Source organism: Streptomyces pratensis (genome assembly GCF_037137275.1).
GTDB classification, from domain to species: domain Bacteria; phylum Actinomycetota; class Actinomycetes; order Streptomycetales; family Streptomycetaceae; genus Streptomyces; species Streptomyces pratensis_B.
This window is the reverse complement of sequence record NZ_JBBBEN010000075.1, coordinates 106,028-132,989: the sequence shown is the minus strand read 5'-3', so window position 1 is coordinate 132,989 and position 26,962 is coordinate 106,028. Positions and strand designations below refer to the sequence as shown.

Annotated in this window: 27 protein-coding genes and 1 pseudogene; 13 read left to right on the top strand and 15 right to left on the bottom strand. The window is 69.8% G+C overall.

Annotated features, from left to right (window positions below; all coding sequences use genetic code 11):
* Nucleotides 1-209: hypothetical protein (locus V9U70_RS08730; RefSeq protein WP_336673906.1), on the top strand; the 209-nt coding region annotated here is incomplete at its 5' end.
* Nucleotides 210-250: 41 nt separating this feature from the next.
* Nucleotides 251-952, top strand: coding sequence for a TetR family transcriptional regulator (locus V9U70_RS08725; protein ID WP_336673957.1), 702 nt, complete (start codon nt 251-253; stop codon nt 950-952).
* A gap of 76 nt (nt 953-1,028) precedes the next feature.
* Here the strand turns inward: V9U70_RS08725 and V9U70_RS08720 are convergent.
* The 6 genes and pseudogenes from V9U70_RS08720 to V9U70_RS08695 all read right to left on the bottom strand — a co-directional run.
* Nucleotides 1,029-1,299: pseudogene (locus V9U70_RS08720) on the bottom strand (HAD-IA family hydrolase); the annotation flags it as partial.
* A gap of 125 nt (nt 1,300-1,424) precedes the next feature.
* Nucleotides 1,425-2,084 (bottom strand): class I SAM-dependent methyltransferase, encoded by a 660-nt coding sequence (locus V9U70_RS08715; protein WP_336673905.1) that lies wholly within the window; start codon nt 2,082-2,084, stop codon nt 1,425-1,427.
* A 364-nt stretch (nt 2,085-2,448) separates the two neighbouring features.
* Complete coding sequence (locus tag V9U70_RS08710) at nt 2,449-3,450, bottom strand: sporulation-delaying protein SdpB family protein (RefSeq protein WP_336673904.1); 1,002 nt, start codon at nt 3,448-3,450, stop codon at nt 2,449-2,451.
* On the bottom strand, nt 3,447-4,019 hold the full coding sequence (locus tag V9U70_RS08705; RefSeq protein WP_336673903.1) for an SdpA family antimicrobial peptide system protein: 573 nt from the start codon (nt 4,017-4,019) through the stop codon (nt 3,447-3,449). The genes V9U70_RS08710 and V9U70_RS08705 overlap by 4 nt, the downstream gene beginning before the upstream one ends.
* Before the next feature lie 124 nt (nt 4,020-4,143).
* Nucleotides 4,144-4,818: a sporulation delaying protein family toxin gene (locus V9U70_RS08700; protein WP_336673902.1), complete on the bottom strand. Its 675-nt coding sequence runs from the start codon at nt 4,816-4,818 to the stop codon at nt 4,144-4,146.
* Nucleotides 4,819-4,826: 8 nt separating this feature from the next.
* Nucleotides 4,827-5,234 (bottom strand): hypothetical protein, encoded by a 408-nt coding sequence (locus V9U70_RS08695; protein ID WP_336673901.1) that lies wholly within the window; start codon nt 5,232-5,234, stop codon nt 4,827-4,829.
* 1,284 nt (nt 5,235-6,518) lie between these two features.
* Here V9U70_RS08695 and V9U70_RS08690 point away from each other — a divergent pair.
* Nucleotides 6,519-7,172 carry a TnsA-like heteromeric transposase endonuclease subunit gene (locus V9U70_RS08690; protein WP_336673900.1) on the top strand — a complete coding sequence of 218 codons (654 nt, stop codon included), beginning with the start codon at nt 6,519-6,521 and terminating at the stop codon, nt 7,170-7,172.
* Complete coding sequence (locus V9U70_RS08685) at nt 7,169-7,795, top strand: hypothetical protein (protein WP_336673899.1); 627 nt, start codon at nt 7,169-7,171, stop codon at nt 7,793-7,795. Before V9U70_RS08690 ends, V9U70_RS08685 begins: the two co-directional genes overlap by 4 nt.
* A 75-nt stretch (nt 7,796-7,870) precedes the next feature.
* On the opposite strand, the gene V9U70_RS08680 is transcribed toward V9U70_RS08685, so the two are convergent.
* The gene (locus V9U70_RS08680; protein ID WP_336673898.1) at nt 7,871-9,556 is read right to left on the bottom strand and encodes a coiled-coil domain-containing protein; all 1,686 of its coding nucleotides are present in this window, start codon (nt 9,554-9,556) and stop codon (nt 7,871-7,873) included.
* A gap of 216 nt (nt 9,557-9,772) precedes the next feature.
* The gene (locus tag V9U70_RS08675; RefSeq protein WP_336673897.1) at nt 9,773-11,038 is read right to left on the bottom strand and encodes a DNA sulfur modification protein DndB; all 1,266 of its coding nucleotides are present in this window, start codon (nt 11,036-11,038) and stop codon (nt 9,773-9,775) included.
* A 253-nt stretch (nt 11,039-11,291) separates the two neighbouring features.
* Here V9U70_RS08675 and V9U70_RS08670 point away from each other — a divergent pair, with 253 nt between their 5' ends.
* The 6 genes from V9U70_RS08670 (at nt 11,292) to V9U70_RS08645 (ending at nt 15,738) form a co-directional block, all read left to right on the top strand.
* Complete coding sequence (locus V9U70_RS08670) at nt 11,292-11,555, top strand: hypothetical protein (protein WP_336673896.1); 264 nt, start codon at nt 11,292-11,294, stop codon at nt 11,553-11,555.
* A gap of 122 nt (nt 11,556-11,677) precedes the next feature.
* Nucleotides 11,678-12,558 (top strand): IS5 family transposase gene (locus V9U70_RS08665; RefSeq protein ID WP_336673895.1). Its coding sequence is split into 2 segments (ribosomal slippage): nt 11,678-12,038 and nt 12,038-12,558, totalling 882 coding nucleotides; the frame shifts between segments, so codons are not numbered across the junction.
* A 121-nt stretch (nt 12,559-12,679) separates the two neighbouring features.
* A complete protein-coding gene (locus tag V9U70_RS08660) occupies nt 12,680-13,954 on the top strand; it encodes a TniQ family protein (protein ID WP_336673894.1) in 1,275 nt (424 codons plus the stop codon).
* Between the two features lie 120 nt (nt 13,955-14,074).
* Nucleotides 14,075-14,512 (top strand): helix-turn-helix domain-containing protein, encoded by a 438-nt coding sequence (locus V9U70_RS08655; protein ID WP_336673893.1) that lies wholly within the window; start codon nt 14,075-14,077, stop codon nt 14,510-14,512.
* Between the two features lie 34 nt (nt 14,513-14,546).
* Nucleotides 14,547-15,272: a hypothetical protein gene (locus V9U70_RS08650; RefSeq protein ID WP_336673892.1), complete on the top strand. Its 726-nt coding sequence runs from the start codon at nt 14,547-14,549 to the stop codon at nt 15,270-15,272.
* A gap of 130 nt (nt 15,273-15,402) precedes the next feature.
* On the top strand, nt 15,403-15,738 hold the full coding sequence (locus V9U70_RS08645) for a DUF2516 family protein (RefSeq protein ID WP_336673891.1): 336 nt from the start codon (nt 15,403-15,405) through the stop codon (nt 15,736-15,738).
* On the opposite strand, the gene V9U70_RS08640 is transcribed toward V9U70_RS08645, so the two are convergent.
* The 3 genes from V9U70_RS08640 to V9U70_RS08630 form a co-directional block, all read right to left on the bottom strand.
* Nucleotides 15,720-17,240 (bottom strand): PP2C family protein-serine/threonine phosphatase, encoded by a 1,521-nt coding sequence (locus V9U70_RS08640; protein ID WP_336673890.1) that lies wholly within the window; start codon nt 17,238-17,240, stop codon nt 15,720-15,722. The two genes, V9U70_RS08645 and V9U70_RS08640, sit on opposite strands and share 19 nt — an antisense overlap.
* A gap of 597 nt (nt 17,241-17,837) precedes the next feature.
* On the bottom strand, nt 17,838-18,923 hold the full coding sequence (locus tag V9U70_RS08635) for a C40 family peptidase (RefSeq protein ID WP_336673889.1): 1,086 nt from the start codon (nt 18,921-18,923) through the stop codon (nt 17,838-17,840).
* 469 nt (nt 18,924-19,392) lie between these two features.
* Nucleotides 19,393-20,178, bottom strand: coding sequence for a class I SAM-dependent methyltransferase (locus V9U70_RS08630; protein WP_336673888.1), 786 nt, complete (start codon nt 20,176-20,178; stop codon nt 19,393-19,395).
* Between the two features lie 249 nt (nt 20,179-20,427).
* On the opposite strand from V9U70_RS08630, the gene mshA reads away from it, so the two are divergent.
* The 3 genes from mshA to V9U70_RS08615 all read left to right on the top strand — a co-directional run bounded on the left by mshA (nt 20,428) and on the right by V9U70_RS08615 (nt 23,566).
* The gene (gene mshA, locus V9U70_RS08625) at nt 20,428-21,780 is read left to right on the top strand and encodes a D-inositol-3-phosphate glycosyltransferase (protein WP_336673887.1); all 1,353 of its coding nucleotides are present in this window, start codon (nt 20,428-20,430) and stop codon (nt 21,778-21,780) included.
* A gap of 127 nt (nt 21,781-21,907) precedes the next feature.
* Entirely contained in the window at nt 21,908-22,420 is a 513-nt protein-coding gene (locus V9U70_RS08620; RefSeq protein ID WP_336673886.1) for a type III secretion system chaperone family protein, read from the top strand.
* A 342-nt stretch (nt 22,421-22,762) separates the two neighbouring features.
* Nucleotides 22,763-23,566, top strand: coding sequence for a hypothetical protein (locus V9U70_RS08615; RefSeq protein ID WP_336673885.1), 804 nt, complete (start codon nt 22,763-22,765; stop codon nt 23,564-23,566).
* A gap of 81 nt (nt 23,567-23,647) precedes the next feature.
* Here the strand turns inward: V9U70_RS08615 and V9U70_RS08610 are convergent, their stop codons facing one another.
* The 4 genes from V9U70_RS08610 to V9U70_RS08595 form a co-directional block, all read right to left on the bottom strand.
* On the bottom strand, nt 23,648-23,890 hold the full coding sequence (locus V9U70_RS08610) for a hypothetical protein (RefSeq protein ID WP_336673884.1): 243 nt from the start codon (nt 23,888-23,890) through the stop codon (nt 23,648-23,650).
* Nucleotides 23,887-24,135 (bottom strand): hypothetical protein, encoded by a 249-nt coding sequence (locus tag V9U70_RS08605; protein ID WP_084748079.1) that lies wholly within the window; start codon nt 24,133-24,135, stop codon nt 23,887-23,889. The genes V9U70_RS08610 and V9U70_RS08605 overlap by 4 nt, the downstream gene beginning before the upstream one ends.
* A gap of 136 nt (nt 24,136-24,271) precedes the next feature.
* A complete protein-coding gene (locus tag V9U70_RS08600) occupies nt 24,272-24,661 on the bottom strand; it encodes a YunG family protein (protein WP_336673883.1) in 390 nt (129 codons plus the stop codon).
* A 100-nt stretch (nt 24,662-24,761) separates the two neighbouring features.
* Nucleotides 24,762-26,447, bottom strand: a complete 1,686-nt coding sequence (locus V9U70_RS08595; protein WP_336673882.1) for a phosphorothioated DNA-binding restriction endonuclease family protein — start codon at nt 26,445-26,447, stop codon at nt 24,762-24,764.
* Nucleotides 26,448-26,962 lie beyond the last annotated feature (515 nt).

The window sequence follows — 26,962 nt, the reverse complement described above, 5'->3', positions numbered from 1 at the left end:
GGCCGTTGGTCGCCCCGGGCGGCCGGCTGCCTCCGGACTGCTTCGCCTCCGGACTGCTTCGCCCCCGGGCCGTTGGCTGCCACCGCGAGGGGGCCCGCGGCCCAGGGGCCGGGGAGCGGCTGCTGGACGGGATCGAGGCGCTGAGCCGCAGCACGGCGGGCGTCTGCGCAGCGCCGGAGCGAGGCGCGGACGGCCGCTCCCGCGCGTGAGACCGGACGTCCGGTCCGCCCGGGGCCGGGGCGTACGCTGCATGGTCATGAGCGGAGAGAGGACCGGCCGCCCCGGAGGCGGCGCCGACGAGGCAGGCCACGGGCCCGCCCGGGGGCGCGCGCCGGCGCCGTCCGGGCTGCGGGAGCGCAAGAAGCGGCTGACCTATCAGGCCGTATCCGACGCCGCCGTCGCACTCTTCCTGGAGCGGGGGTTCGACCAGGTGTCCGTGGCAGAGGTGGCGGCAGCGGCGGACATCTCCAAGCCGACGCTGTTCCGGTACTTCCCCGCCAAGGAGGACCTGGTCCTGCACCGGTTCGCCGACCACGAGGACGAGCCCGCCCGGGTGGTCGCCGGCCGGCCCTCCGGCACCAGTCCACTGGACGCCCTGCGCCGGCACGTCCTGGACGGCCTCGACCGGCGCGACCCGGTGACCGGCCTCTGCGACGCGCCCGAAGTGCTCGCCTTCCACCGCCTGTTGTACGGGACCCCGTCGCTGGTGGCCCGCCTCCACGCCTACCAGGGCCGCTCCGAACGGGCCCTCGCCCACGTCCTCGAAGGCGGCGTGTCCGCACGGCTCGCGGCCGGACAGGTCATCGCGGTCCTGCGCATCCTCGCCGAGGAGAACTGGCGCAGGATCGAAGCGGGGGAGAGCGCGGACCGGGTCCACCCGAGCGCGGTGGAGGCCGCAGAACAGGCCTTCGCCCAACTGCGGACGGGGCTGGAACCGGGGGCGGGGGGCTGAGGGCCCGTGGCGCGGCGCCGGGTTCGTGGGGAGTGCCCGGTGCGCGGGGGCGCCCGGTGCGTGGCCGACGTCCGGTTCACCGGCCACGTCCCGGTTCACCTTCCTCGTCCGCGTACGCCCCCAACGCCGCGCGCAGGTCGCCCGGTTGGCGGTACAGCACGCCGGTCATGCCGAGGGCGGCGGCCGCGTCGACGTTCTCCTGCCGGTCGTCGACGAACAGGCACCGCTCTGTCGGGACGCCCGCCCGCTCGGCCGCGATGCGGTAGATCGCCGGGTCGGGCTTGGCCACCCGCTCCACCGCGCTGCTCACGACGGCGTGGGCCAGGGTCCGTCAGGCCCAGGAGGGAGTGCTGCGTGGTCATGCCCGGAGTCCGTTTCTCGTCGTCTCGTCTTGCCTCGTTACGCCTCGGCCGTCCGGTCGGCCCGGCCCGGTGCGCGGGGCGGAGGATGCCGGACGCCGTGGGGGACGTGCTCACGAACGCTCCGGTCTCCGAGCCAGGAAGGTGGCGACCGTCCGCTGGGCGCCCTTCGCGCGCGACTCCACGAGTTGCGCGGAGAGGGTGAACCCGGCACGGTCCAGCAGCCCCGCGATCCGGCCCGGCGGGAGCAGGTGGGACGTGTACGACACCGGGTGGCCGCCGTAGGCGTGGGCGGGGCGCAGACACCTGGTGTCGCCCACGTGTCCCGCCAGCATCAGCCGGCCGCCGGGGGCGAGGGTGCGGTGGAACTCGGCGAACACCCGTGGCAGCAGCTCCGGTGGCGTGTGATGGGTGGAGTAGTGGGCCAGGATGCCGCCGAGTGCGCCGTCCTGGACCTCCAGCGCGGTCATCGACCCCACTGAGAAGCGCAGCCCCGGGTAGGCCTGGCGGGCCAGCTCGATCATCCTCGGAGAGACGTCGACGCCGAAGGCGGACAGCCCGAGGTCCGCCAGGTGCGCTGTGACCTTGCCCGGCCCGCACCCCAGGTCCGCGACCGGCCCGAGGCCGGCTGACCGTACGGCGTCGGCGAACGCGGCCAGCGTCGCGCGCGACAACGGGTCCAGCTCGGCGGGGGGCTTGACGGTGTCCGCGTAGGCGGCGGCGACGGTGTCGTAGGACTCCCGGACGGCGGTGAGGTAGGCGGGATCAGTCACGCGGGGACTCCAGGGGGTGTTCGGTGAGGCACTGCCGCAGGAGGCGGCCGAGGGCGTGGCGGACCATGAACGGCCGCCGCACCGTCCAGTGGTCAGCCACGACCGCTGTCTCGGTCGGCCTGTGGGAGGCCCCCGCAGCTCGCCCCGCACTTCCCCATCCTGTGAGTCGTCCTCGCCCGCGACCAAGCCGTCACCCAGGACGTCGTCAACCGCTGCCAGAACGCTCGTCATGGCGAGTGGCGCCCCGCGTGCGATGTCGGGAAGGACGGCACCAACCCGGCGCGCTGACCTGAGCGCAGCTGTTCATCAGGGCGCCGGCGGGGAGCAGGCGTGAACGGCATTTCCGGGGCCCTCGATGTCTCCGTCAAACCCGGGGCAGTTCATGCGCCGGCTCCCCGTGATCGGTGGAGGGCATCGCGTCGTCGACAGGGCGTTCCTCCGCGACGGGGTCCTGTCGGTTCACCTTCTCGGAAAGACGGCTCCGCAACCGGCGGCCGTGGACGGACAGGGGGGCGGCCGTCGCGCACATGACCAGCCCGATCATGGTGAGCCCGAAACTCACCAGCCCGAGGGCCATGATGATGCCGAGGTGGAGTGCGGCGCTCAGGGCGAAGGCGACTGCTCTGCCTGCTGCCGACTGGCGCACGAGCAGGACGGCGATGGCCGCTTCAGTGACAATCGTTCCCCATGACACGATCAGGGCGACCAGCGGAACGGCTGTCAGCCAAAGGAACAGGTCCGCGGAAAGGCCGGAGACCCCGAACGATTCCATGCGGGAAACGTAATACCCGGCGGTGCCTGACCCCCACGACTCGACCGGCAGCTTGGCGATCGAACTGTTCAGGTAGATGTAGGCCACCTGCAAGCGCAAACCCCAGTGCCCGGCCCAGGCGATGCCCTGGAACACGGAGGTCGCGGCAGCCTGGCCAGGCCGTTGCCAGTGCCAAGTACGTCGGTCGTTCGAGGAAGCCAGCACGAGGAACAGCGTGCAGACCTGAGCGGCCGTCTCGCCGCCGTCGGGCAGGGTGACAGTGCCGTGGACGGAGAGGGAGACCCAGAAATGCAGGATGGACGTGTAGCGGGGAAGCAGGCCCGACGCGACGACCAGCAGGGCGGCGAGCAGGAACCAGGTGACCAGCTGGCGGTCCGACCCGTCTGCCAGACAGTAGGCGGATCCGGAAAAGGGGGCGCTGCAGTTCAGTTCGAACTCGTCGCCGCCCACGGGAACGAAGAGATATGCGGCAGGGGTGAACGCCAACACGGACGCCTGTGCGAGAGCCAGTACGGTCCGCCCGAGACCGAGGACTCTGGACTCCGGGCGGAATGAGAGAACAGCGGTCCCGACCCGGCTGAGTATGGATTTCATGGGCATCGTGCCTCGATCAGAGCAGCCTTGTCGTCGAGGCGCCATCCCTCGTACCTGTCGCGGTGGGACCAGGACACCGGCTTGGTGGCAACGATGACGACGTCCCCGCACAGAGTGGGTACCGGAGAGGAATTCTCTATCACCTGGGGAGTGCCGCGGGACGCGGCCTCCTTCGGGCAGGGTCGGGCCACCTCGTCGCAGTCGGTCCAGTCGGTCACCTGGTTGGCCATATTGGCAAGTTCCGGTCCCTGGGCGCGCTGTTTACGCGTCAGACCGTACAGATTCTCCCGCCGACTGTTGGGCAGGGGGGTGGTCAGCTCGAGCGAGCCGTCTTCCGCGACGACGTAGGGGACCATTTCCACCGAGTCCGGCGGTCTCGTGAAGAAGGCCCAGTTCTGGGGAAGGAGCTGTGCCGTGAACTTCCGCACCGGTCCGCCGTCACGAAAGGAGACAACGTTGCTCGGGAATGAGTAGAAAATCGACCCGGCCAGCATGAGGACTATTATGGACAGTGTGGCGATGCCGCCGGCCGAGGCTTTCGCCGGTCTTCCCTGCGCGTCCTTTTCCACAGAGAGTGATCTTTCGCTCATGTAATGACTACTTTTCGCTCTGGCGTCGACCCGGTGCCGCCGGGGCCGCGGTGCCCCGCGACCCCGGCGGCGTACGGCCCCCTGCGGATGTCGCAGCCGCCGGCTAGGCCGCCAGCGCTTCGGTCACCTGTCCGACTACCTGGTCCCGCTCGAAGCCGGACATGGCGGGGTCCTCGTCCTCAAGGTAGAACCAGGTGACGGCGAGGGTGGCGAGGGCGAAGGTTGCCACCCCCACGTTGGCGTAGCCGACGGCGTTGGCCACGCCGACGGCGTTGGCGTAGATCGCGACGTAGGCGCCTTGATAGAGCCACCCGGAGTCTTGCGGCGCAGCGTTTCCGGGCTTCTCGGCCTCGGCTCCGACGAAGTCCATGAACGACTTGGAGAAGGCGGTCAGTGCCTCATTCACCTTCTGCGGGTCGCCCGAGGTGATCGGCCGGGCGACCTTCTCGTCGAAATCGCTTTCGAACGCGAGATACTGGCCGATGACCTGCGCCAGCGCCTCCTCATCGGTGTGCGGCTTGTCCTCGGCGAATCCCAGCATCCTCACCAGGTCGGGGTTGGCCTCGGCGATCGGCCCCTGCCCCGCTAGCAGAAGCTGCAGGATCTCCTCGTGGGTGTGGCTGGCCGGGATGGATATACCCTCGGAGCCTTCGATCAGGACGGCCCGGCTCTCCTGCCGCGTACTCGTGGTCTCGTGGGCCGAGGCGGCGGCGAAGCCCGCCCCGGAGACCAGGATGCAACAGGTAGCCGCAGTGGCCACCGCGATACGCTTCTTCACTACTGATCCTACTCCTTCTGTGATTCCGAATTCACGGCTTCTCTGCCGTGCTTATTCGCGACGGCTGTAGCCCGGATCGAAAGAGCCACCACGGCAATGAACCCCGTGATCGGGAAGATCCAGAGAGCGGAGTGGACGGACCCCGCAGCCATCGCGATAACCGCACCCGCGGCCGTCATCGCACCCATGAAGTACCCGGTCCAGGTGCACACCGCCAACCACGGGACGGCAGCCTTGTGGCCTGAGGCCCAAGCGGTATCGGAGGATAGAGTGACTTTCGTCTTCAATCCGAGGGCAGAATTCCTCTCCAACGTTCCGTTCGCTGCGGAGTTCTTGACGAGATGCATGACACCGGACAATGAGGCGAGGCCGAAAGCCGCAACGAGCAGCGCACCCATCTCTTCCATGATCTTCACCTTCCGGTTCTCGCGCGTCCTTCGTCGGCCGCCCGTTGCTGGCTGCGGGGGATTCTGACTACCGGACGACGAGCCGACGGTCTTCCTCTGCCGCCCCGCCCGGTCGCGTCGTCGCGTTGCCGCGACACACTTCAGAAGTGCGGCAGTGGACCGAAGTCTCACGACATCGCCCATCGGTAAGGCCTATTGACGCCGAGTCGTTTCCCGCCCCGCGTCCACGTCGTTCCCCGCGACCGACTCTAGGAGCGCAAACAGGCGGCGCTCAAGGCGACTTTCAGCCCCGGGGCGGCGAACGCGGCAGGCCCTTAGTCCGCGGATCTCGATAGTCCTTTTCGCAGCCTGGCGACGGTGACCGCCAGGCAGCAACCGCACCGCCACGGCGTGCAGGTGGCCTATCAGGCCTCGGGTCGAGGAGCGCGGGGACGAGCCGAGCAGGGGGCGGGGCCCGCACTCCGGTGAACAGGCGTGAGATCGCCATGCCGCAGTCGGCCCGCTCGATGCTGTCCGCGCCCGCCACCGTGCCGGCCCGCCGGCGACATCACCTTCACCGCCGGTAAGGCCTCGGTGCTGTCCTTCGGGCACGGCGGGTGGATGTCTTGGGCGGCCTGCTCGCCCGTCCGCATCGCTCTGTACGCCGCACCACCGGCCCCAGTCCGCCCTGGACAGGCTCGTGCGGGTCATCGAGCGCGGACGAGACCACAGCCGCGGTGGGGCGCATCGCATCTCAGGGGTGCCTTGGCGATCCAGCGAGCTGACGGCCCGGCCGGGGCCGGGCGGCGATGACGAGCGACGCCGGGACCCTCCATCACGATCAAGTGAGCCTTGTCTCGACTGGGCCCGGGTGAAGAAGGCCTCCGCGAAGTCGCATCGCCGCTGCGAGTCACAGCCCCTTGTGACTGAGCACGATGGTTGTCACCTGGGAGTCGTCCCGACGTCAGCCCCCGCGACGGCGTGAGCGGGATTGTTGACACCGGAAGTGCAGGACTTTTGTCACGCTGAGATCGTTTGCGGTCTTGTTGTCACCAGTACCGAAGATCGCCTACGGCGTGCGCCGGGCTTCGCTTCCCTGGAGACGTGGCGGAGGTTCAAGGATCTGGCGGGGTACACGTCCGGACGGCTGACGGTGCGGCGTACGAACCCCTGTGGTCGCATGCGTGCAGGTGGGACGACCTGCTCGTGCCGGTCTCCGTCGGCGCAGGGCGTCAGGCGCTCGATCTGGGCAAGGGGTGGACGCGGTGGTGGACGGCTACCTGGCGATACGCAGGGGGTGAGGTCACAAGCGCGGTGGCTGATCTGGCAGCCGTTCCGGTCACCGGGCTGGGGCCGATGCGGGGTTTCACGTGGCGGCGTGATCAGCGTCATCGTCCCGGGCTTGAGTACGTAGTCAGTACCGGTCGCCTGCACGGCTTCGAGAGTCTGGAGGAGGCCGGGCTGCTGCTGGTTCTGGATTTCGCCGGTGGCGTGGTCGAGGTCCTCTCGCAACCGCTTCGGCTGAGGTTCCGTACAGCCGTCGGATGGCGCAGGCACACCCCCGATTTCCTTGTGGTCAGCCGCCTGGGCATCTGGTTGATCGACGTCCGACCTGCTGACCTGATCGGAGATGAGGACCGGGAGTCCTTCGCCGCGGCGGCTGAGGCCGCGTTGGCCTGCGGCTGGCACTACACGGTGGCTGCGCGGTGGAAGCCGTACGTGCTGATGGCGGTGGATGCCATGTCGGCTAGGCGCCGGCCGCTCGCGGATCCGCTGGGTGTCAGGCCGGGCCTGCTCGCCGGGGCCGGTGTGGCCATGACTTTCGGGGAGATCGCGGCGGGAAGCGCGTTCGAGCCGGTCGCCCGGGCCCATCTGCTGCATCTGCGGTGGCACCGCCGGGTCGGCATCGATCTGGGCCGGCCTCTCGGGGACAGTTCCACGGTCGTTCTCGGATCGGAGTCGTCGTGAGTACCGCTCACGCGCTGGACCTGTCCGTGGGTGCCGGGGTGGTGCTCGATGACGTCGAATGGATCGTCGAGCGGCGTGAACCGCATCTCGGGCGGGTCCAGTTGGTGGGACCCGACGGGTCAAGGCAGCGCTTGACGTTCCGATTCCTGGCCAATCACCAGCACTGCCGACCTTCGTCCCGGACGTCGGGCTCGGGGGCGGGCCGTGGTCGGCAGCCCGCTTCGGTAGGGGACTTGAAGCCGGACAGGCGCCGCCTGGCCGACCTGCGTGTGGCCCATCTGCTGGAAGTGAAGACGGGGTTCCGCAGCGGCGATCCACTGCGGCCGGGGCTGGGGGAACCGAAGCCCGAGTACGACCCGGAGATGACCACGCTGACCGAACGGCGCTTGGCGAAGGTCGCCGAACTCAAAGCCCTGAACCGTGAGGAAGCGAAGCTGCTTGGCCTCGCGGAGGTGGGCTACTGCACGCTGATCCGCTGGGAGAAGAACCGCAGCCGCTTCGGGCTGATCGGCTGCGCGGACGACCGATGGCTGCGGGAGAGCGGCGGGCATCCGAGCATTAGTGAGGAGGTCCGGGAGGCGATCTTCGCGGTGCGGGCGGAGACGCTAGCCTTCGCTCTGTAGCCGTACACGGGGTTGTCATGGCTTCTGCCGGTGACCGGCACCCGGTCACCGATCGGCCAGAGCCTATGCCTCGTGTCAGTTGGTCTTCGTATTGGTCAGATGGGGGCCGACATAACCAACGATCACCCGTCTGGTGACACCCTTCGTGTCGTCCAGGAAGTAGATCCTCGGTGAGGTGCTTCCCTTGGAGTCGAGTTTCAGGTGGGCCTGCATTTCCGTGCGTCCGGAGGAGTCCACCTCCAAGGGGACGGCGAAGATCCTCTCCGCGCCCCACCTGTTCATCGTCGTGTCGGACTCGACGGTGGCCAGCTGCTTGAGCGGCCAGTTCACCGCCCCTGGACGGTCCGATGTGCAGTGCTGGTAGAAGCCGCCGTTGAACCCCTCCTTGGCTGCATGCGCGTAGGAGTCCAGCGCCCTCAGGGCGTTCCATGCTTTCGCCGCCCACACACGGGCTCGCTCCGCGTCATCCAGTTCCAGGGCTCTGCCCTTATCAGCCGTGACCTGAATGCCTTCGAAGGTGTCCAGCCGCTCCCACAGCTCCTCGAATGAGTCCGGAACGCCAGGCGGCTGCTCCACGACGACGGTGTCGTCGTAACGGCCTTCCTCGCGAAGCCGACGTCGCAGGATGTCTGCCTCCGCCCGCGCCCGCTCGACGTCGTCGAGCGCTCGCAGGGCCTCCTCCATATCCTCGTCCGCCCGTTGCACAGCCGCGTGCAACTGCTCCTCCAGGGAGGTTGCGGTCCGGGCTGACAGATCGGCAGTGAGTGCTGCCTCCCTCAGCTCCTCGTCAGCCTGGGCCAGTAGCGCCTTGAGATCCTCGACGTCCTTGCGCATCCCCGTCAGCTCTTCGGAGGGTCGTACGGATGTCAGAGCTGCCTGCCGCTCCGCGCGGTGACGCCGGCCCGCGTCATCCGGGAACGAGAGTGTGCGCAGAGCCTCGGGCAATGGGGCCTCGGTAGAAAGCCGCTGGACAGTACGTGCGAGACCGAACCACGCCCTATCCTGGGGATCACTCATCCGAGCCACGGTCAGGAACCGGTGACGCGAGGCATCCTTCGACCACGCCGGATCCACCTCGGTCAGAAATGTGCGTACGGCTCCGGGGGCGACGCGGTGGTACTCGCCGATCGCCGCGCGGAACCCATCGACGGCTTCGGCGTCCGTAAGTACATACAGCGAGGCCGCACCGGCGCATTGCCGCATCGCTTGTCCCAGTCGCTTCGACCACAGCGTATTGGGACGGAGAGGCTGGGCCGCCACGATTACCGGCATGCGTCGTGTCGGGTCACAGAGCACGTCGATCAAGGCGTCGATGCCCTCCGCATCCACGCCCTGGGACTCTAGTGTCAACCTCGCCGGTCCATCCGTGGGCTCCAGTTCCTGGACGAGATCGCGAACGAGCCGCGGTCTGGCGGGAGCCAGTGGCGTATCCCCGTTGGGGAACACTTCCAGGCCGACCGTGAGCAATGCGGAACGGTCCTCGAATGCGACAGCCATGATGGTCGTCCGCCACGTGGCCTCGGTCCTGTCCTCGCGCAACTGGAGGCGTATCGCGTGTTCGGCGCCGTCGGGCAGGTAGGCCGCGTGGTTGGTCAACACCGAGCCCTCATCGAGGTGGTGATGCCCGGAGGTGAGCGGGGCGCTGCCGAACTTTCCAGTAAGCCACTGCGCACTGATGCGGCGAACTACTTGGAAGGAGTTCTCCGCGCTCGGAACGGTGAGGATCGTTCGGTGCGCGAGCGGATTGCTGTTCAGGTCCATGACGGCTCTTCACGTGAGTGCTCGGCAAGGGGCGCTGCGATGGTCTACGTGTGGGGCGGCGGTCTTCTCGTTCGGTAGTCCGGCGAGAAACGGGACCCCTATGTACGGCAGCGCCCTGACGATCCAAGACGTCATTGCCGAACCGGGCGGCGACCGCCTACCACGAGCGGCACCGTTCCCAGGGCAGGAAGGCGCCGCTCGTGGTCGTGCTATCGGCTACAGAGCGGCAGGAGCCTTCTTGTACCAGCTGGTGATGACGCCCACCAGGTGGACGATGTTCTGGGTCCGCATGATGGGCGCGGCGGCGTTCGGTTCGAAGTCCGCATTCGCCTCGGTGGTGCGCCAGATGCTGCTCTCGGCGACCGGCGCGGCCATGTGCGGGTCGAGGCACCTGAAGAACTCGGTGATGTCGTCGAGCTCCACCGGGTTGTCGCCCGCGCGCAGCTCGCGGAACACCCCACCCAGGACGCGCAGCATGCCGACCGAGCCGAGCAGCGAGTTCCGGCGGAGCTTCTGCGACATGGTCAGCTCGTCAGCCTGGCGATCCGCCTCAGGGTCGTCCTCGGTGATGGCGGCGAGGTCGGTGAAGGCGTTGGAGATGACGTCGAGGAAGTCTTTGACCTGCTCGATGACCTCGCCGTCGGTCAGGGTCTGCTCGGCCTTCTTGCTGATCCGGCCGCCAGCGCCGGCGATGACGGCGCGGGTGATGTCGGCAACGTGCTTGGCGCCCATCAGGTTGGGGTTCTTCAGGGTCATGCGGTCCTGCTCGGCGTCGACCCGCCCCTTGAGCAGCGGGTGGTCGATGACGTCGGACAGCGTGCGGTTGGCGACCTTGTAGCTGTCGAAGCGGGCGCGGACGGCGCTGCTGATGCCCTTGGCGTTGTCGGCGACGTCTACGAACATCTGCTGGGCCTTGATCGGGTCCGGCTCCACGTAGATGTCCAGGCCGACGTACTCGGCCTTCAGCCGGTTCATCTGGCCGATGAGCCTCTCGCGTTCGGCCTGAAGCTTGGCGGACTTCTCCGGGCTGACCTTGCGCGCCATTTCACGGTCGATGCCGGAGATGGCGTCGGTGATCCGCTGCTTCTCGATGGAGACACCGAGTACGCGGTGCTGGCCGTCGATGGTGCGCAGAGAGGAGATACCGCCGATTGCCCACGGGACCGTGAGGTAGCCGACGGTGCCGTGCTCGTCCACCTTCTCGAAGGTGCAGCCTCCGCCGTCGCGGGCCAAGAGGGCGGGGGCGACCCAGTCCTTCTTGGTGTCCAGGTACTCGCCGAAGTGCTTGGCGTGGAGGCGGTCGACCTTGCGGTTGTCCTTGTCGACGTTGTTCGGGTCGGGGACGGGGAGGATGGTGGGGAGATCGAGGAGGGGAACGCGCGTGCTGTACACGTCGCGGCCTCCCTGGGGCGTTTTGATCGCCAGATACGTGCTGGAGTCCTGCGGCTTGGACAGGCGCAGCGGGTCAACGTTGATGCTCACTACAAGCCCCTATCGAGTCGTCCACCATTTTGGATCGCGCTTCAGCTTCTAGAGACTAGCGCACAGCGCGCTGCGGCGAAGAATAAATTCTTAATTCTCTTCTTAAGTTGAAAATGTGCCCCTGTAAGGTCTAGCCTCCCTTCGCGGGTGCTCCCTCCGCTCCGGCGGGATGCGTCCACCGCGCGCAGGCGCCTTGGCACGGCGGCGGTTCCCCTCACCGATCAGGCAGACCTCGACGAAAGTGAACATCTTCATGACGAACCAGGCGCTCGCGGCGGTCAGCGATGCCCCGGCCGCCGAGAACTCCACGATGGTTCCCGCGCAGGCGCCCGCCGAGCCCCCGGCTCCCCCGGCGGGGGCAGCTGACAAGGCTGGACCGGACCCCTGGAAGCGACCTGGGTACGCGTGGCGCTGGCCCTCCACCCTGGAGGTGTCCCGCTGCATCGCGGGGCTCACTCTTGCCGCCACTGTGTGCGGCTACGTACCGGAAGGTCCGGCCACAGTCGCGGCGGGGTGATGATCGCCGTGCACTCGGGGGCCGAACTGGTCGCCGCCTGCTTCCGCCGTGCCCGCCGCTAGGGCCTGTCCGGTGGATCATGTGACTTTCTGACTGGTTGCTCGTTGGTTGGGTCATGGGTCATGGGTCGGGGGGATCTGACGAATCGCGAGTGGTCGCTGCTGGAGCCGCATCTGCCTTCGCCGGGTGGCCGGGGCGGCAGGTGGAACGATCACCGGACCGTGCTCAACGGGATTCTGTTCCGGGTCCGGACCGGTGTTCCGTGGCGTGACCTGCCGGAACGCTACGGCTCGTGGAAGACCGTCTATGAACGGCATCGCCGCTGGTCGGCGGACGGCACCTGGGACAGGCTCCTGCAGGCGGTCCAGGCCGACGCCGACCTCGTCGGCCGGATTGACTGGGGCATGGTCGGCGTCGACTCGACGTCCTGCCGGGCCCACCAGCACGCGGCCGGCGCCCGCAAGGCCAGGCCGCGGGTCCCGAAAAAAGGACGACGCCCCGGCACCACCGCCCCGATGAGGGGCTCGGACGGTCCCGGGGCGGTCTGACCTTCAAGATCCACCTCGCCGGTGAAGGCGGCTGCCGTCCCATGGCTCTACTGATCACTCCAGGTCAGTGGGGTGACGCCCCGCAGATGATCGAGGTCCTGGACCAGGTCAGGGTTCCCCGCCCACTGGCCGGGCGGCCCCGGACAAGGCCCGATCACGTCAGCGGCGACAAGGCTTACAGCTCCCTCCGAAATCGCCGCTACCTGCGAAGACGGCGCATCAAGCACACGATCCCCGAGCCGAAGGACCAGCGGGCCGACCGCCGGCGCAGAGGCAGCGCGGGCGGCAGACCTGCCGGCTTCGACCGCGAGCGCTACCGGCGGCGCAACGAGGTCGAGCGGACCATCAACCGACTCAAGAACTCCCGCGCGGTCGCCACCCGTTACGACAAGAGGGCCTACGTCTTCCACGGCACGGTCACCGCAGCGGCAGTCCGCTTATGGCTCCGCCCATGATCCGCCGGACAGGGCCTAGCCGTGCTGCGGCGTATCACGGCCGCCGCGTCGGCAATGTCCTTGAAGCGAGCGGCCGTTCGATCTGCCGCGGCTCGGTTCGCCGGTGGGACATCATGAGGCGATGCGCCCGCTGCCCCACAGCCTCGACCCACTGCTCGACGAGACGCTGATCGGCTACATCCTCCGCCTCGCGCACCGCCTCGGGACGTCCCCCGGGGCAGTCGCCATCCGCACTGGCCTGACTGGTCATCGCAAGGGGAACGCGCTTGGGGTCCCCATGAGGTTGCTACACGACCTGGAATCCGAGCAGATCCAAGCCTTCGCCCGGACCACCCGACTCGCTCCAGAGGAGGTCAGCCGTTTGCTGACCTCCTCGCTCGGCGAGCGATACGGGCCGCTGAACGAGAAGTTCACTCCGCGCAAGAGTGTGGCGAGGATGGTCAACGACAACGCGTGGCTGCTGACCCGCACGCCTCGTTACTGCCCCCAATGCCTCACCGGGGATGGAGGCGAGATCCAGCAGCTCCACGGCGGGGCTTGGCGACGTTCCTGGTGCCTTCCTCCAGTCTTCGCCTGTCCTCGGCACCGCCGCCTGCTGCGGACCCACTGCCCCGCCTGGCACCAACCGGTCCACACGGTCGAGATGAACAGCATCATCGCCCGCCCCTGGGACGAGGACCTGCACCCCACCCAATGCCGGACAACCACAGTTCCTCGTACCGTTGGCCGCCTCCAGCCAGCCTGTGGCGCACAGCTCGCGGAGCCAGCCGAGGCTGGTCCCGAGGTCACTCGTACCCCGCAGACGCTGGAGCATCTCCTCGGCCTTCAGCGACGGCTTTTGAAGCTCCTCGACCCTGTCGGCCCGGCCGTGACCCCGAGCGTCGGCTGGCTGATCCCCGCCGCTGAGTACTTCGCCGACCTGAGAGCCTTGCTCGGCCTCGTGTGCCTCTCTTGGCCTGCGGCCCGCTCCTTCGCCGCGACCTCAGCGCTCGCGGAGGTCCTTGACCGGGAAGCTGAGGAGCGCCTTGCCCGAGCAGCGGCCCTTCGCGACAAGCCTGGGAAGAAGCACAGCTCGCGCCCCTTCACCGACCTGCCGCTGGACCCGCTTCTCATGGGCGCAGTGCTCGGAATCGCCGAGCGGCTGCTTGATGCCCCGGACGAGGAGCAGGCGCGGGAGCTCGTGTTGCCGCTCATCCACCAGGCCAGCCGCGTTGATCAGGCCCTGTCGATTTACCTCCGGCGCGCGGCGTGGGTCTCGTTCCCGCTGCGGATCGTCAGCATGAATCGCCCCAAGAGCATCATGGCGATGGGCGACATCATCGCCCGCGGACCGATCCCCAAGGGCGGTGGCAGTGGGGCGCGCTCGGAGGGGTATCGCCGGCGCGAGCCTTGGTGACAGTTGCCTTGCCCAAGTGACAACCAGCGTGCTCAGGCACACCCCCTCCGTGCGTGGCGCGTGACACTTTTGCAAGCAGTCTGCTTGCAAAAGTTAGCGTCGGTGTTGCAGTATCGAGCCATGGCATCACTCAACGTCGGCAATCTCGGTGAGTACCTGCGGGAACAACGTCGTGGGGCGCAGCTCTCGCTGCGGCAGCTCGCCGAGGCCACCGGGGTGTCGAACCCGTATCTCAGCCAGATCGAGCGCGGCCTGCGCAAGCCCAGCGCGGACGTGCTCCAGCAGGTCGCGAAGGCGCTGCGCATCTCGGCCGAGACCCTCTACGTGCGTGCGGGAATCCTGGACGAGCGGGAGCGGGAGGAGCTGGAGACGCGGGCGGTCATCCTGGCCGACCCGTCGATCAGCGAGCGGCAGAAGAGCGTCCTGTTGCAGATCTACGACTCCTTCCGCCGCGAGAACGGGTCCGCCCCCGAGCCGGACGCGGAGAGCGATGCCGGAGCCGGTGCCGGGGACAGCACCGGAGCGGATGCCAAGGACACCCACGACCCTCACAGCTAGCAGCTGGTTCTGATGATCCGGGAGGACCACAGTCATGGCCATCACCGATGACCTGCGCAAGACCCTCACCGACCCCACCCCCCTCTACTTCGCCGCGGGCACGGCCGACCTGGCGATGCAGCAGGCGCTCAAGGTCCCGGCGCTGATCGAGCAGCTGCGGGCCGAGGCGCCCGAGCGGATCGACGCCGTCCGCAGCACCGACCCCAAGGCCGTGCGGGAGAAGGTGACCACGCAGGCCAAGGAGGCCCAGGCCACCGTGCAGGCCAAGGTCACCGAGGTGATCGGATCGTTCGACGCCGCCGACGTCAAGAAGCTGAGCGAGACCGCCCAGAACCTGGCGCTCCGCAGCGTGGGCGTGGCCGCCGAGTACGCGATCAGGGCCCGGGAGACGTACGAGAAGGTCGCCGAGCACGGCGAGCAGACCGTACGCACCTGGCGCGGCGAGACGGCGGAGGAGATCGTCGAGATCGCCACCGTCGTCGAGGGCGAGCCCCGGACCGCGCCCAGGAGCGCCCCCGCGACGCAGAGCGGGCCGAAGGACGAGCCGAAGGGCGCGAGCGACGCGAAGGCCGAGGCGAAGAGCTCTCCCGCGGCCGGCGCCCCGGTGAAGCCCGCCACCGCGCCCAAGCCCGCAGAGGCGAAGGCCAAGCCCGCAGAGGCGAAGGCCGCGTCCGCAGATGCCAAGGCCGCGCCCGCCAAGAAGGCGCCCGCCCCGCGCAAGCCCGCGGCCAAGAAGACCCCGCCGCCCGCCGACGCGTGACCCTGAGGAGTTCTCCCGGGGTGCGACACGCGTGGACGGGGCGTGGGGCGGGCACCTTTACCGGTGGCCGACCCGTTGTCCCGGTACCTTGGCCGGAGGGCGTTCATCCACTCACTAGGCGGTTCACACCATGATCTCAGGGTTCGGCACACTCATCGGGCTGCTCTATATGGCCATGCTGGTGCTGGCCGTGGTCGCCTTCGTCTTCGCGGCGATCGCCCGGGAGGACGCTTACCGCGCGGCGGACAAGAAGACCAAGCCCTTCTGGATGATCATTCTCGGCGTCGCGGTGGCCGTGAACCTCTTCGTGCCCCTGCTCTTCCTCCAGCTGGCGGGCGTGGTCGCGTCGATCGTGTTCATGGTCGACGTACGGCCTGCTCTCAAGGCCGTGTCGGGAGGTAGCAGCGGCCGCAAGGGCGGCTCCAGCAGCGACGGCCCGTACGGCCCCTACAACGGCGGGCGCTGAGTCCTCGCGGTCCGGGCCGCCGGGGACCGCTGAGCGACGGGCGCGGGGCGGAGGCGCGGTGCGCTTTCGCCCCGCCGCCGTGTCCGCTCCGGGTCGCGGCCCAGCAGCAGGACCGCCACGTCGTCCGTCAGCTCACCGCCGTGTCGCTCCCGGACCTCCGTGACCGCGGCCTCCAGCAGCTCCTCGTCCGCGAGGCCGCGCCCCAGCTGCTCGTTGACCATGGCGACCATGCCGTCCTGCCCGAGCCGCTGGCTGCCGCCCGTCCCCGCGCGCCCCTCGATCAGCCCGTCCGTGTACATCATCAGGCTCCACGCGCCGCCCAGCTCCACCTGCCGGCGCGGCCATCTGGCCCGGGGCAGCAGCCCCAGCGCCGGGCCGCCGTCCTCGTACGGGAGCAGCCGGGCCGGCTGGCCGCGGCGGGTGAGCAGCGGCGCGGGGTGGCCGGCCAGGCAGAGGCCGGCCCGTCGGCCGTCGGGGGCGATGTCCACGGTGCAGAGCGTCGCGAAGATCTCCTCGCTCTGCCGTTCGTGCTCCAGTACCTGCTGGAGGGTGGAGAGCAGCTCGTCCCCGCACAGTCCGGCCAGGGTCAGCGCGCGCCAGGCGATCCGCAGCTCGACGCCGAGCGCCGCCTCGTCCGGGCCGTGCCCGCAGACGTCGCCGATCATGGCGTGCACCGTGCCGTCCGGGGTGCGCACGGTGTCGTAGAAGTCGCCGCCGAGGAGGGCGCGGCTGCGGCCGGGACGGTAGCGGGCGGCGAAGCTCAGGTCGGAGCCGTCCAGCAGCGGGGTGGGCAGGAGGCCGCGTTCCAGGCGGGCGTTCTCCTGGGCGCGCAGACGGGACTCGGTCAGCTGGTGCTGGGCGATGTCGGCGCGTTTGCGCTCCACGGCGTACCGGATGGCCCGGCTCAGGACGCGCGCGTCCAGCTCGCCCCGGAAGAGGTAGTCCTGTGCCCCCACGCGTACCGCCTCGGCCGCCAGCTCCGTGTCGTCCTCCGCGGTCAGCGCGAGGACCGCGTGCAGGGGGGCGAGCCGCAGGACGTGGGTGAGGGCGGTCAGCTCGTCGGCCCGCCCGGAGACGGCCTCCGGTCCGGCCGCGGCGCCGGGGGCCCCGGTCTCGGCCGCGGAGGCGTTCTCTGAGGCGTCCGCCGAAGCGCTGGTTCCGGTGCCGGCGCCCGTGGCGGACGGGCCCCCCTTGGAGCCGGCGGCGGGGCCGGCGCCCGCACCGCAGGAGGCGCCCGCGACCGGCAGCGACAGGTCCAGCAGGATGCAGTCGACGTCGTCGGTGAGCAGCCGTTCGGCCTCGGTGAGGTTGCGGGCGGTACGGACGCGGACCCGGGTGCCGGCCGCCGCCGAGAGCTCGGGGGCGGTGATGGTGCCTGCCGGGTCGTCCTCGATCACCAGCAGGGTGAGGCCGGCGCCGTGGGGAGTCCCTGTGACGGGAGGCCCCGCGGCGGGAGGCTCCGCAGGGGCGACGGAGCCTGGCTGCGGCACGGATACGGGCATCGGTTCGGGTTTCCTTCCCTCCCCCGAGGGTGCGGCGGAACGCCGATCGACGTTCTGCCAGTCGGGGACGATAGCGGTATGCGGCGGGGGAACGGAATGGCGTGCGGAGACCGGCCGCTGCCCCACGCGCCGTCATAAGCCGCTTCCCGGCACGCACCCGGCAGGGTGGGCCGCCGTGCGGGCGGGAGGCGGGTCATGACAAACATCACGCACGCGCGAACGGAGGCGTGGGCCCGCTCACATGGCCCGTCGCCGAGGGCGCCGCGGGCTGCGGGGGAGTCGCCGGGCGTGGAGGGTCGGCCGCGTCCGCCCGTGTCCGCCCGGGCGGGCCGTGTGCGTGCCCGCCTGAGCCCCGCTGCCCGAGACGCCCGCGTGCGCCTGCCTGGAGCCTGGGGCCCCTCCCCGTCGCCTGACCGTGTCCGGCCGCACGCCCCCCCGGCGTGGTGGCGCGGCAGGCGCGCACGGAGCGTGGGCGCGGCGGGCGGTGGCCTGCGGCCGGGCGAGCGGGCCGCGGGCGCCTCTTTCGCACGGTGTGCCCTGGGGCCCCGGAGCCTGGGGTGCCGCCTCCTCGCAGGCGAGGGCCGTCTCCCGCGGCGGCTACATGTCGGGGCGGACCACGCCGAGGATCTTCATCGAGCCCGCGCCCGCCAGCGTGACGTCGCGGCCGGGGCGCGGGGCATGCACGATCGAGCCGCCCCCGACGTACATGCCGACATGGCTTGCGTCGGCGTGATAGATGATCAGGTCGCCGGGGCGCATGTCCTTGACGTCGATGCGGGGCAGCAGTCGCCACTGCTCCTGCGAGGTGCGCGGGATCGGCTGCTTCGCCGCCAGCCAGGCCTGCGAGGTCAGCCCCGAGCAGTCGTACGAACCGGGGCCCTCGGCTCCCCATACGTACGGCTTGCCGATCTGCGCGGTCGCGAAGGCCACCGCCGCCGCGCCGGCCTCGCTCGCCTCGCCGCTGACGTCCTGGACCGCGCCGGAGGAGAGCCAGGCGGTCTGCGCCCTGTTCGCGGCGTCCCGCTCCAGCGTGCGCAGCCGCTCGCGTTCCGTCTCCTCCAGCTGTGCTTCGAGCTTCTCGGCCGCCGCGATCTGGGCGTTGATCTTCTTCTTGGCCTTGGCCTGCTTGAGCCGGTTCGTCTCGAGCTTGTCCCAGTTGGTGCTCGCGTCCTGGGTGTACCTCTCCAGGTCCTCCTGCGTGCGCTGCAGTTCGGAGAGGAGCGACGTCGAGGCCTGCTGGCTCTGACGGACCTGGTGGACTCCGTCGAGGAAGAGCTGCGGGTCGTCGCTGAGGACCAGCTGGGCACCGGGGGGCAGCCCGCCGTTGCGGTACTGCTCGCGGGCCTGGGAGCCGGCCCGGTCCTTCAGCGCCGCGATGCGCGTCTGGCCGTCGACGATCGCCTTGGCCAGTTTCACTATCTCGCCGGACTGCTTCTTCGTCTGCTCCTCGGCGAGGTTGTACGCGTCCGTCGCCGCGCCGGCCTTCCGGTAGAGCGTCTCGATCTGCTCGCGGACCTTCTCCAGATCCGCGTTGGAGTACCGCGGAGGAGAGGAGGGGGCAGAGGACGAGGCGGAGGGCGCGGGGTCCGGAACGGGGGCCGCCATGGCCTGGACCGGAGCTGTCAGCAGGGTCAGGGCGCAGACCAGCGTGATCGCGGCAGTGGCACAGTGGCGTCGGTTCACGAACTCCCCCTCCGGGTCGATCCTCCGGCCCGCCCCCGGGCGGAGGCGACGCGTACAACGCACGCGACACGGACAGCGCGAGCGGTTCGAGCGGCGCATGCGCGACGTGCGACGCATGCGGGAAAGAAAACAAGAGAAGCCGGACCTCGTGAAGCTGACTTACCGTCAGTAACTTAGTCGGCAACGTCGAGATCGTGCCATGTCGCCCCGTAAAGCAACAGAGGGCGACGGTGCCCGACGCGTCACCTGCCGCCCTGCCCGGGGTGATTCCTCCCGATACCCCCGTGGTTCACCCTCGCGGTTCCGTTCCGCGGTGCCGGCCCGTCATACCGTCGTGCGCCCCCAGGGCCCCCGCCACGGCCTCGTACGACTGTCTCCACCTTCTGGGACGAACGGTGCCCCCGAGGCGTTCCCGAAAACAGGCCGGCTCAGCACTTGGGGCGGCCCTACCCCGGCCCGCCGGCCCTGTTCAGCGGCCGGTGGGCCGCAGGGCGTCCCACTCCACCGTGACCTCGCCCTGCCGCCACCGGCGCTCCCCGTCCGCAAGCGGCCAGCTCCCCGACAGGGCCCGTACCGCCGCGATCCAGCGCTGCCGGGCGCCGAGCGCCGCGTACGGGGAGGCCGTCGCCCAGGCCCGGTCGAAGTCCCGCAGGAACGCGTGGACGGGCTCGCCCGGGACGTTGCGGTGGATCAGCGCCTTCGGCAGGCGTTCCGCCAGGTCGGAGGGGCGCTCCAGGGAGCCGAGCCGGGTGGCGAAGGTGACCGATTGCGGCCCCTCCGGCCCCAGGGCCACCCAGACGTGCCGCCGCCCGATCTCGTCGCAGGTGCCCTCCACCAGCAGGCCGCCGGGTGCGAGGCGGGCGCACAGCCGCGCCCAGACCTCGGCGACCTGGTCCTCGTCGTACTGGCGCAGGACGTTCGCCGCGCGGATGAGAGTGGGCCGCACGTCCAGGGGGATCTCGAAGCCGCCGTGCACGAAGGTGAGGCCCTGCCGTGCGTACGGCTGCGCGGCGGCGACCCGCTCCGGGTCGATCTCGACGCCCGCCACCGCGGTGCGCGGCTCGACCGTCCGCAGGCGGGCCAGCAGCTCGACGGCGGTCCAGGGGGCGGCCCCGTATCCGAGGTCCACGGCCAGGGGGGAGGCGGCGCGGCGCAGGGAGGGGCCGTGCGCGGCGGCGATCCAGCGGTCCATGCGGCGGAGCCGGTTGGGGTTGGTGGTCCCGCGGGTGGCGGTGCCGATGGGGCGCTGACGCATGCGGCGAGCCTAAGCGACGGGGCGGGGCGGACCCGGAGCCGGCCCGGTCGGGCGCCTCCCGGCCGCGCGTCCGGCCCTCGCCGCGCTCCTGGGCTCCGGATCTCCGGGCCTGCGCCGCTCCTCTGGCGCGCGGCCGGAAACGTAATGATTTGGCAAAGCGGAAATGAATGCCGGGGCTCCCCTGTTCTCGCCCTTCGGAGGGCCCCGAACCCTCGTCCCGGCATGCCCCGAGTGAGGAGAACCGACGACGTGAGCCAGTACGTCTCCCGGCTCGGCTCCACCCGATCGGCCCCGCGTATCAGGTTCCCCGGCGGCTTCCCCGGGTCGCCCCGCAAGCCGCGCCGCATCGCGATGCTCTCCGTGCACACGTCCCCGCTCCACCAGCCCGGCACGGGCGACGCGGGCGGGATGAACGTCTACATCGTCGAGCTGGCCAAGCGCCTCGCCGCCATCGACATCGAGGTCGAGGTCTTCACCCGGGCGACCACCGGCTCCCTGCCCCCCGCGGTGGAGCTGGCCCCGGGCGTCCTCGTACGGCACGTCGACGCGGGGCCCTACGAGGGGCTCGCCAAGGAGGACCTGCCCGCCCAGCTCTGCGCCTTCACCCACGGCGTGATGCAGGCCTGGGCCGGCCAGCGCCCCGGCTACTACGACCTCGTGCACTCCCACTACTGGCTCTCCGGCCAGGTCGGATGGCTCGCCGCCCAGCGCTGGGGCGTCCCCCTGGTCCACGCGATGCACACCATGGCCAAGGTCAAGAACGCCGCGCTCGCCGCCGGCGACACGCCCGAGCCGCCCGCCCGCGTCATCGGCGAGACCCAGATCGTCCACGCCTCCGACCGCCTGATCGCCAACACCGCGGAGGAGGCCGACGACCTCGTCCGTTTCTACGACGCCGACCCTGCCTCGGTCGCCGTCGTGCACCCCGGCGTCAACCTGGAACGCTTCCGCCCCGCCGACGGACGCGCCGCGGCGCGGGCCCGCCTGGGGCTGCCGCAGGACGCGCTGATCCCGCTCTTCGCCGGCCGTATCCAGCCACTGAAGGCCCCTGACGTGTTGCTGCGCGCGGTGGCGGTGCTCCTGGAGCGGGACCCGTCCCTGCGGTCCCGGATGGTCGTGCCGGTCGTCGGCGGCCCCAGCGGCAGCGGGCTCGCCAAGCCTGAGGGCCTCCAGAAGCTCGCCGCGCGCCTGGGCATCGCCGACGTCGTACGGTTCCATCCGCCGGTCGGCCAGGACCGGCTCGCCGACTGGTTCCGGGCCGCCTCCGTGCTGGTCATGCCGTCGCACAGCGAGTCCTTCGGCCTGGTCGCCATCGAGGCCCAGGCGGCGGGCACCCCGGTCGTCGCGGCGGCCGTGGGCGGACTGCCCGTGGCGGTGCGCGACGAGGTCAGCGGCTTCCTGATACCGGGGCACGCCCCGGAGGCGTACGCCCACGCGCTGGAACGGTTCGCCGACGCGCCGGAGCTGGTCGAGCGGATGGGGGAAGCGGCCGCCGCGCACGCCCAGTCCTTCGGCTGGGACACGGCCGCCTCGGCCACCGCCGACGTGTACACGGCCGCTCTCTGCGACCGCCGCCGCCGGGCCCGTACGCACTGCGGCTGACGGGCGCCCGGGAGCGGGAGGCCCGGTGGCGCGGGGTGTGAGGCCGGGTGCCGGGCGGGGCGGTGCGTGCGGTGCGGTGCGTGCCGTGCGGTGCGTGCCGTGCGCGTCACTGTCGTACGCTCGCTGCATGGCTGACGTACCCGACGAAACAGCAGCGGCCCAGGTCATCGAGGCGACGCTCAACGACGCCGAACTCGCCTGGGAGAGCCCCGAACCCGGCAGCTACGTCGTGACGCTGCCCGGCACCCGCAAGCTGTCGACGACCTGTTCGCTCATCGTCGGCAGGCACTCCCTCTCCATCAACGCGTTCGTCGTCCGGCACCCCGACGAGAACGACGCCGAGGTGCACCGCTGGCTGCTGGAACGCAACCTCCGCCTGTTCGGCGTTAGTTACGCGATCGATCGGCTCGGCGACATCTACCTGGTCGGCAAGCTGCCGCTCTCGGTGGTCACGGCAGAGGAGCTGGACCGGCTGCTCGGCACGGTGCTCGAAGCGGCCGACGGGTCGTTCAACACCCTCCTGGAGCTGGGCTTCGCGAGCTCGATCCGCAAGGAGCACGCGTGGCGTGTGTCGCGCGGCGAGTCGACCCGGAACCTGGACGCGTTCAGCCACCTGATCCAGCGCCCGGCCGACACCTGACGCCGGTGCCCGGCCCACACCTGACGCCGGCACCGGCTGACGGACCGTGCCCGCGCTGACGGGCCGTGCCCGCGAGGCGGGGCCGCCGGGCGGGCGGGCACCAGCGGGCGGGCGCTTCAGCGGCCTGGGGACGGGCCTCCGGGCGCCAGCCGTATGGGGGCGGCGCGCCGGGTGTTCACAGGGTGGTCACAGCAGAATCACGATCCCGTGTGGGGCACGGCCGAACTGATCTTCGCTCAGAGGTTCGATCGTAAAGTGTGGATCACTGCGACGGCCCGTCCCAGACGACGTCGAAGTGACGGTTTGAGCGGGGCCGTTGCTCCTCGAACGGAGAGATGAACCATGCGCGCCACTGCCGTACGCCGTACCGCCCTCGCCGCCTGCGCGGCCTCCCTCGCCCTGCTGGCCACCGCCTGTGGCGGTGGGTCGTCCGACGCCGACGGCAAGGACGGCAAGGACGGCACGGCGACCGCCGGAAGCTCGGCCCCGAAGGCGCCGGCCAAGGCGCTGAGCGCCGCCGACCTGGAGAAGGCATCCCTCACCGAGGGCGACGTGAAGGGCCACAAGGTCACCAAGGCGGGCCCGGACGACGAGGTTCCGGCGGAGGGCGTCACGGTCGACAAGAAGGAGTGCCTGCCGGTCGCCCACGCCATGTACGGCATCGCGCAGGAGGGCTCGGTGGCCACCACCAAGCGGAAGGTGGTCAGCGAGCCGAAGACCGACGGCAAGAAGGCCCTGGAGGACCTGACGGACGGCGAGGCGGAGGACGCCCTGAAGTCCGCCTTCGACCTCACGTCCACGTTCGTCGCCCTCACCTCGTACGACAAGACGGCGGGCCCGGACGCGTTCGCCGCCCTGAAGAAGGCCGCGGCGGACTGTGCCGGCGGATTCACGGCCACGGTCGCCGGTGCGCCGACGAAGGTCGTCTCGCTCGCAGAGGAGAAGGTCACCGGCGGCGACGAGTCCGCCGCCTGGACGGTCGTCTCGGAGGACGGCGGGGACTCCGCCCCGTTCAAGCTGGTGGCGCTGCGCAAGGAAGGCACCGTGGCGACGTTCTTCGCCTTCAACCTGGCGGCGGCGGGCGGTGGCGCGAAGTTCGCGGTGCCGACCGAGGTCGTGGCGGCGCAGGACGGGAAGCTCGCCTGACGGGCCGACGGCTCGTACCTCGCCTGCCCCGTCCTCGTCACCTCCGTTGACGCGGAAGGGGCAGGCGCCCTCCCCCGGCGCTCAGGGCAGGGGGACGAGTCGGACGACGGTGAGGGTCAGGACGGACCGGGAGACGTAGTAGAGGACGATGGCCCCGGAGACGGTCGCCTCGCGTCGGTCCTGCTCACTCTTGACGGCGGAGGACGCGTGCCCGTAGGGCTCCTGGCCCAGGGTGCGGGACATCTCGTCCCGGAAGGACTCGTTGTCCCGCATCTTGGCGAGGGTGTCGTCGGCGGGAGGCGCGTAGGAGATGCGGAAGCTCAAGCGACGCTCCGCCTCTCGGCCTCGTCCTGCGCCAGCCTGTCCAGGATCTGTTCTGCCTCGGGGTCGGGGACGGCCTCCAGCATCCAGTGCCGCATGACGGCCTGGATCTCGTGCACCCCGGCCTCGTTGATCGCGAGGTCGAACTCCTCACGTCTCTCCTCGGGCAGCGCGGCCCGGATGTCCGGGATGCTGTTGGGCACCTCGACCTCGGTGCCGCCGACGAAGGTCTTCAGAGACTCGCCCATGATCGCTCTCCCCGATCTCCCTGCCCCGGAGGCACCGTGCTCCGGCCCGACCGCCCAACAGCCCGGCAGCCCAGCGGCCCTTGTCGCCCGGCCGCCCGGGCGGCACGGGACCACCGTAGTGCGTCGCGCCGACGGCTCAGCCCCGCCCGAGCCGCTCGGCCACCCGTGCACGGAGCAACGCGTACTCCTCCCGAAGCCGCCGCCACTCGGCCACGGGCGGCCGGGCTATGACGACGCCCCCGGTCACGACCTCCTCCGGCCCGAACTGCTCCCGCGTGAGGTCGATCTCCACACCCGCCCCCAGCCGGTTCCACCAGTGGTAGTCGGTGCGCACCCCGCCGACGTGGACCTCACCCCGTATCAACTCCCCGCCCAGCAGGTCGTTGAGCACCATGGCGGTCACCCCGCACTGGTCCCGCGCCGGATTGTCCGGACTCCAACGCGCCCGGTACTCCGGCGTGCAGGTCTCGGCGCTCCAACTGCTCCGGAGGGCTCGCTCGATGTCGGTGAGCAGGTAGGTCGCCATGGCAGCCATCGTGGCAGGAGCCACTGACAGCGCCGCCCCACCGCAGCGCGACCTGACGCAGTCCATTACGGCCTGCCCCAGCCGCCGCGTGCAGGCTCAGCTACGAACGTTCCGTGCTCTGGTCCTCTGCGTCGCGATCCCTGCCGCACAGAGCGCGCTGGTAGCGCAGATGCTCTTGGTCGATCGGATGCTCTGCAAGTCGGCGAAGCATGCCCGTGGGTTCGTTGTTCACGGTGAAGCGAACAGTGTCCTGAGGGTCGACATATATGGCGAGCTTGTCGAACTGTACGTGATGGTTCGGGCACAGGACGAGCAGGTTGGACAGTTCATCGGGGCCGTGGTGGGGGTGGCCGAGACCACGGATGTGGGCTGCCTCGCTATACGTGCCGAACAAAGTCGGCAACTGCTGACCGCAGACCTGGCAGTGATCGGTATGCATCCTCTTCACTTCGTTCGCCACTGCCACGTTACGGACAATGCGGGAGGCGTTGACGTCGCGTCGCGCTGCGGGGCCGAACCCCGGCTGCTGCCCCTCAACTACGCCGCTCGCTGTCTCATAACCGCCCAACCCCAGTCGTGTCATCAACGCGGGCTGGTCGACGTCCGTGAAGTAGGTCCTCCGGATCACAGCGATGGCCTGTGAGCGAATGAAGGGGTCTTTCAACAGGCGAGCAGCTTCTTCGGTCATTCCTCCTTCAGGGTTGGCGCGGTCGAGGGTTGCGCCACGAGGCGTGCCTTCTTCGCGAGAAATGCCCTGGACATCCCACAAGTGACTAGCCCTGAGGTGCCAGAAGGGATACTCGGGGGGCGAGTGGGGAGGATCGAACTCCGTCATCAACTCGCCCACCTCGTCGCGGAAGACCCTCCAAGGAGCCAGCCGGGGCCCACCTGAGGCGATCCTGGAAATACTCCACAGAAGACCCAATGGTGCGTGTCGACTTCGGGGCCCATAGTGTTGATGAGTCTTGAGCTTCCTGAGTCTCTCCATCAGCGTGCGTGCAGTGAGCTCTCCTGACGCCGCTCCGTTTTCGGGCGAGCCTGTGGAATGCGGTGCTGGGCGAGGCGAGGGGAAGAGCTGCTGGGCTGCCTTCTCCCCACGAGTCAGCCGCGCACGCTGTCCCCTGTCGGCAGCGGGGCGGGCCGACTGACGGCGTACGGTGGGCAGTGCGGCTTGCCCGTGTTGCACCCACTGGCGCCAGGAGCGGGGTGCGTACGCCAGCGCTTCGGCAGCGGAGAGGCGGTGGTCCCCGCGAGCCTCGATCCATGCCCAGTCGACGTTGTCACCCTCGGCACTCAGGTCCAGAACTGCCAGGTCATACTGGTAGTTGGGGTAGGACAGGCCGCCGGCCTCCTGCTCAATCTGTTCCGCGCGTTCTATGACCGCCACTCCGCAGAACTGAACGTATCCCTTGGCGGAGTTGTTGCGTGGCACAGCGGCGAAGACGAGCAGGGGGGTTGCCAGGGCTCTTTCCTCCGCAGTCGACGCGTGGTGTTCAGCCAGAGTCGCCAGCAGCACGGAATTGCCCTGGGTAGCCCCCACCGGGACGGCGTGGTCGACGCGGTGATCGCCGAAGTAGCGCACGTGACCGTTGTCCAGGTCGAACACGTCATGCCATGGAGTCTCGGGCGTCCCGGCTTTCCATGGGCTCGAGCGGATCAGGACTGCTGGCCTTCGGGGCACGCCCGATGCTTTGACCTTGGCGATCGGATTGATTCCCTTGCTCAGTTGGACTTGAGCCAGAATCTGAGAAGCGGTGACGTGATGGATGTTCGAGTAGCCGTTCATGACGGCTACGGAAGGGTCCCTGTTCTGTGCAGAGCGCAGCACCTGACCTACGCACAGCTGAGTCCCCACTGGTCATCCCCCGTATGTAGCCGACTCGATCCGCTGATGTTGCCACATCTCTTGAGGGACGTGGAGAGGTATATCGATCTGCAGATTCTCGGTAGGTGGGCAGCGAGGAGCGACGAGCTGTCGGGTCCGGAAAAGTGGGGCCGGACAGGGCTGCTTCTTCGGTGACCACCTACCGAAAGCGCTTCTCCCCGAGCCGTGACCGACTCAGGGCTTCCACGGTCGTCTGCAGACCATCCGTCGGCCCGCCGGAGCCCCCCAGGAGGGCGCGAGCCCGCTGCTGTACTGGCGACTGGATGACGACCCGAGAAACACGACGCCCCCCAACCTGCGTGAGAAGCGCAGACGGGGGGCTCGAGCGCTTTCGCTACTTCTTCTTGCCCTGGGTCTGGCGGGCCCGTTTTCCGGCCCTGGTCAGCAGGGTGTTCGCCCTATCTGACCTGCGGTTG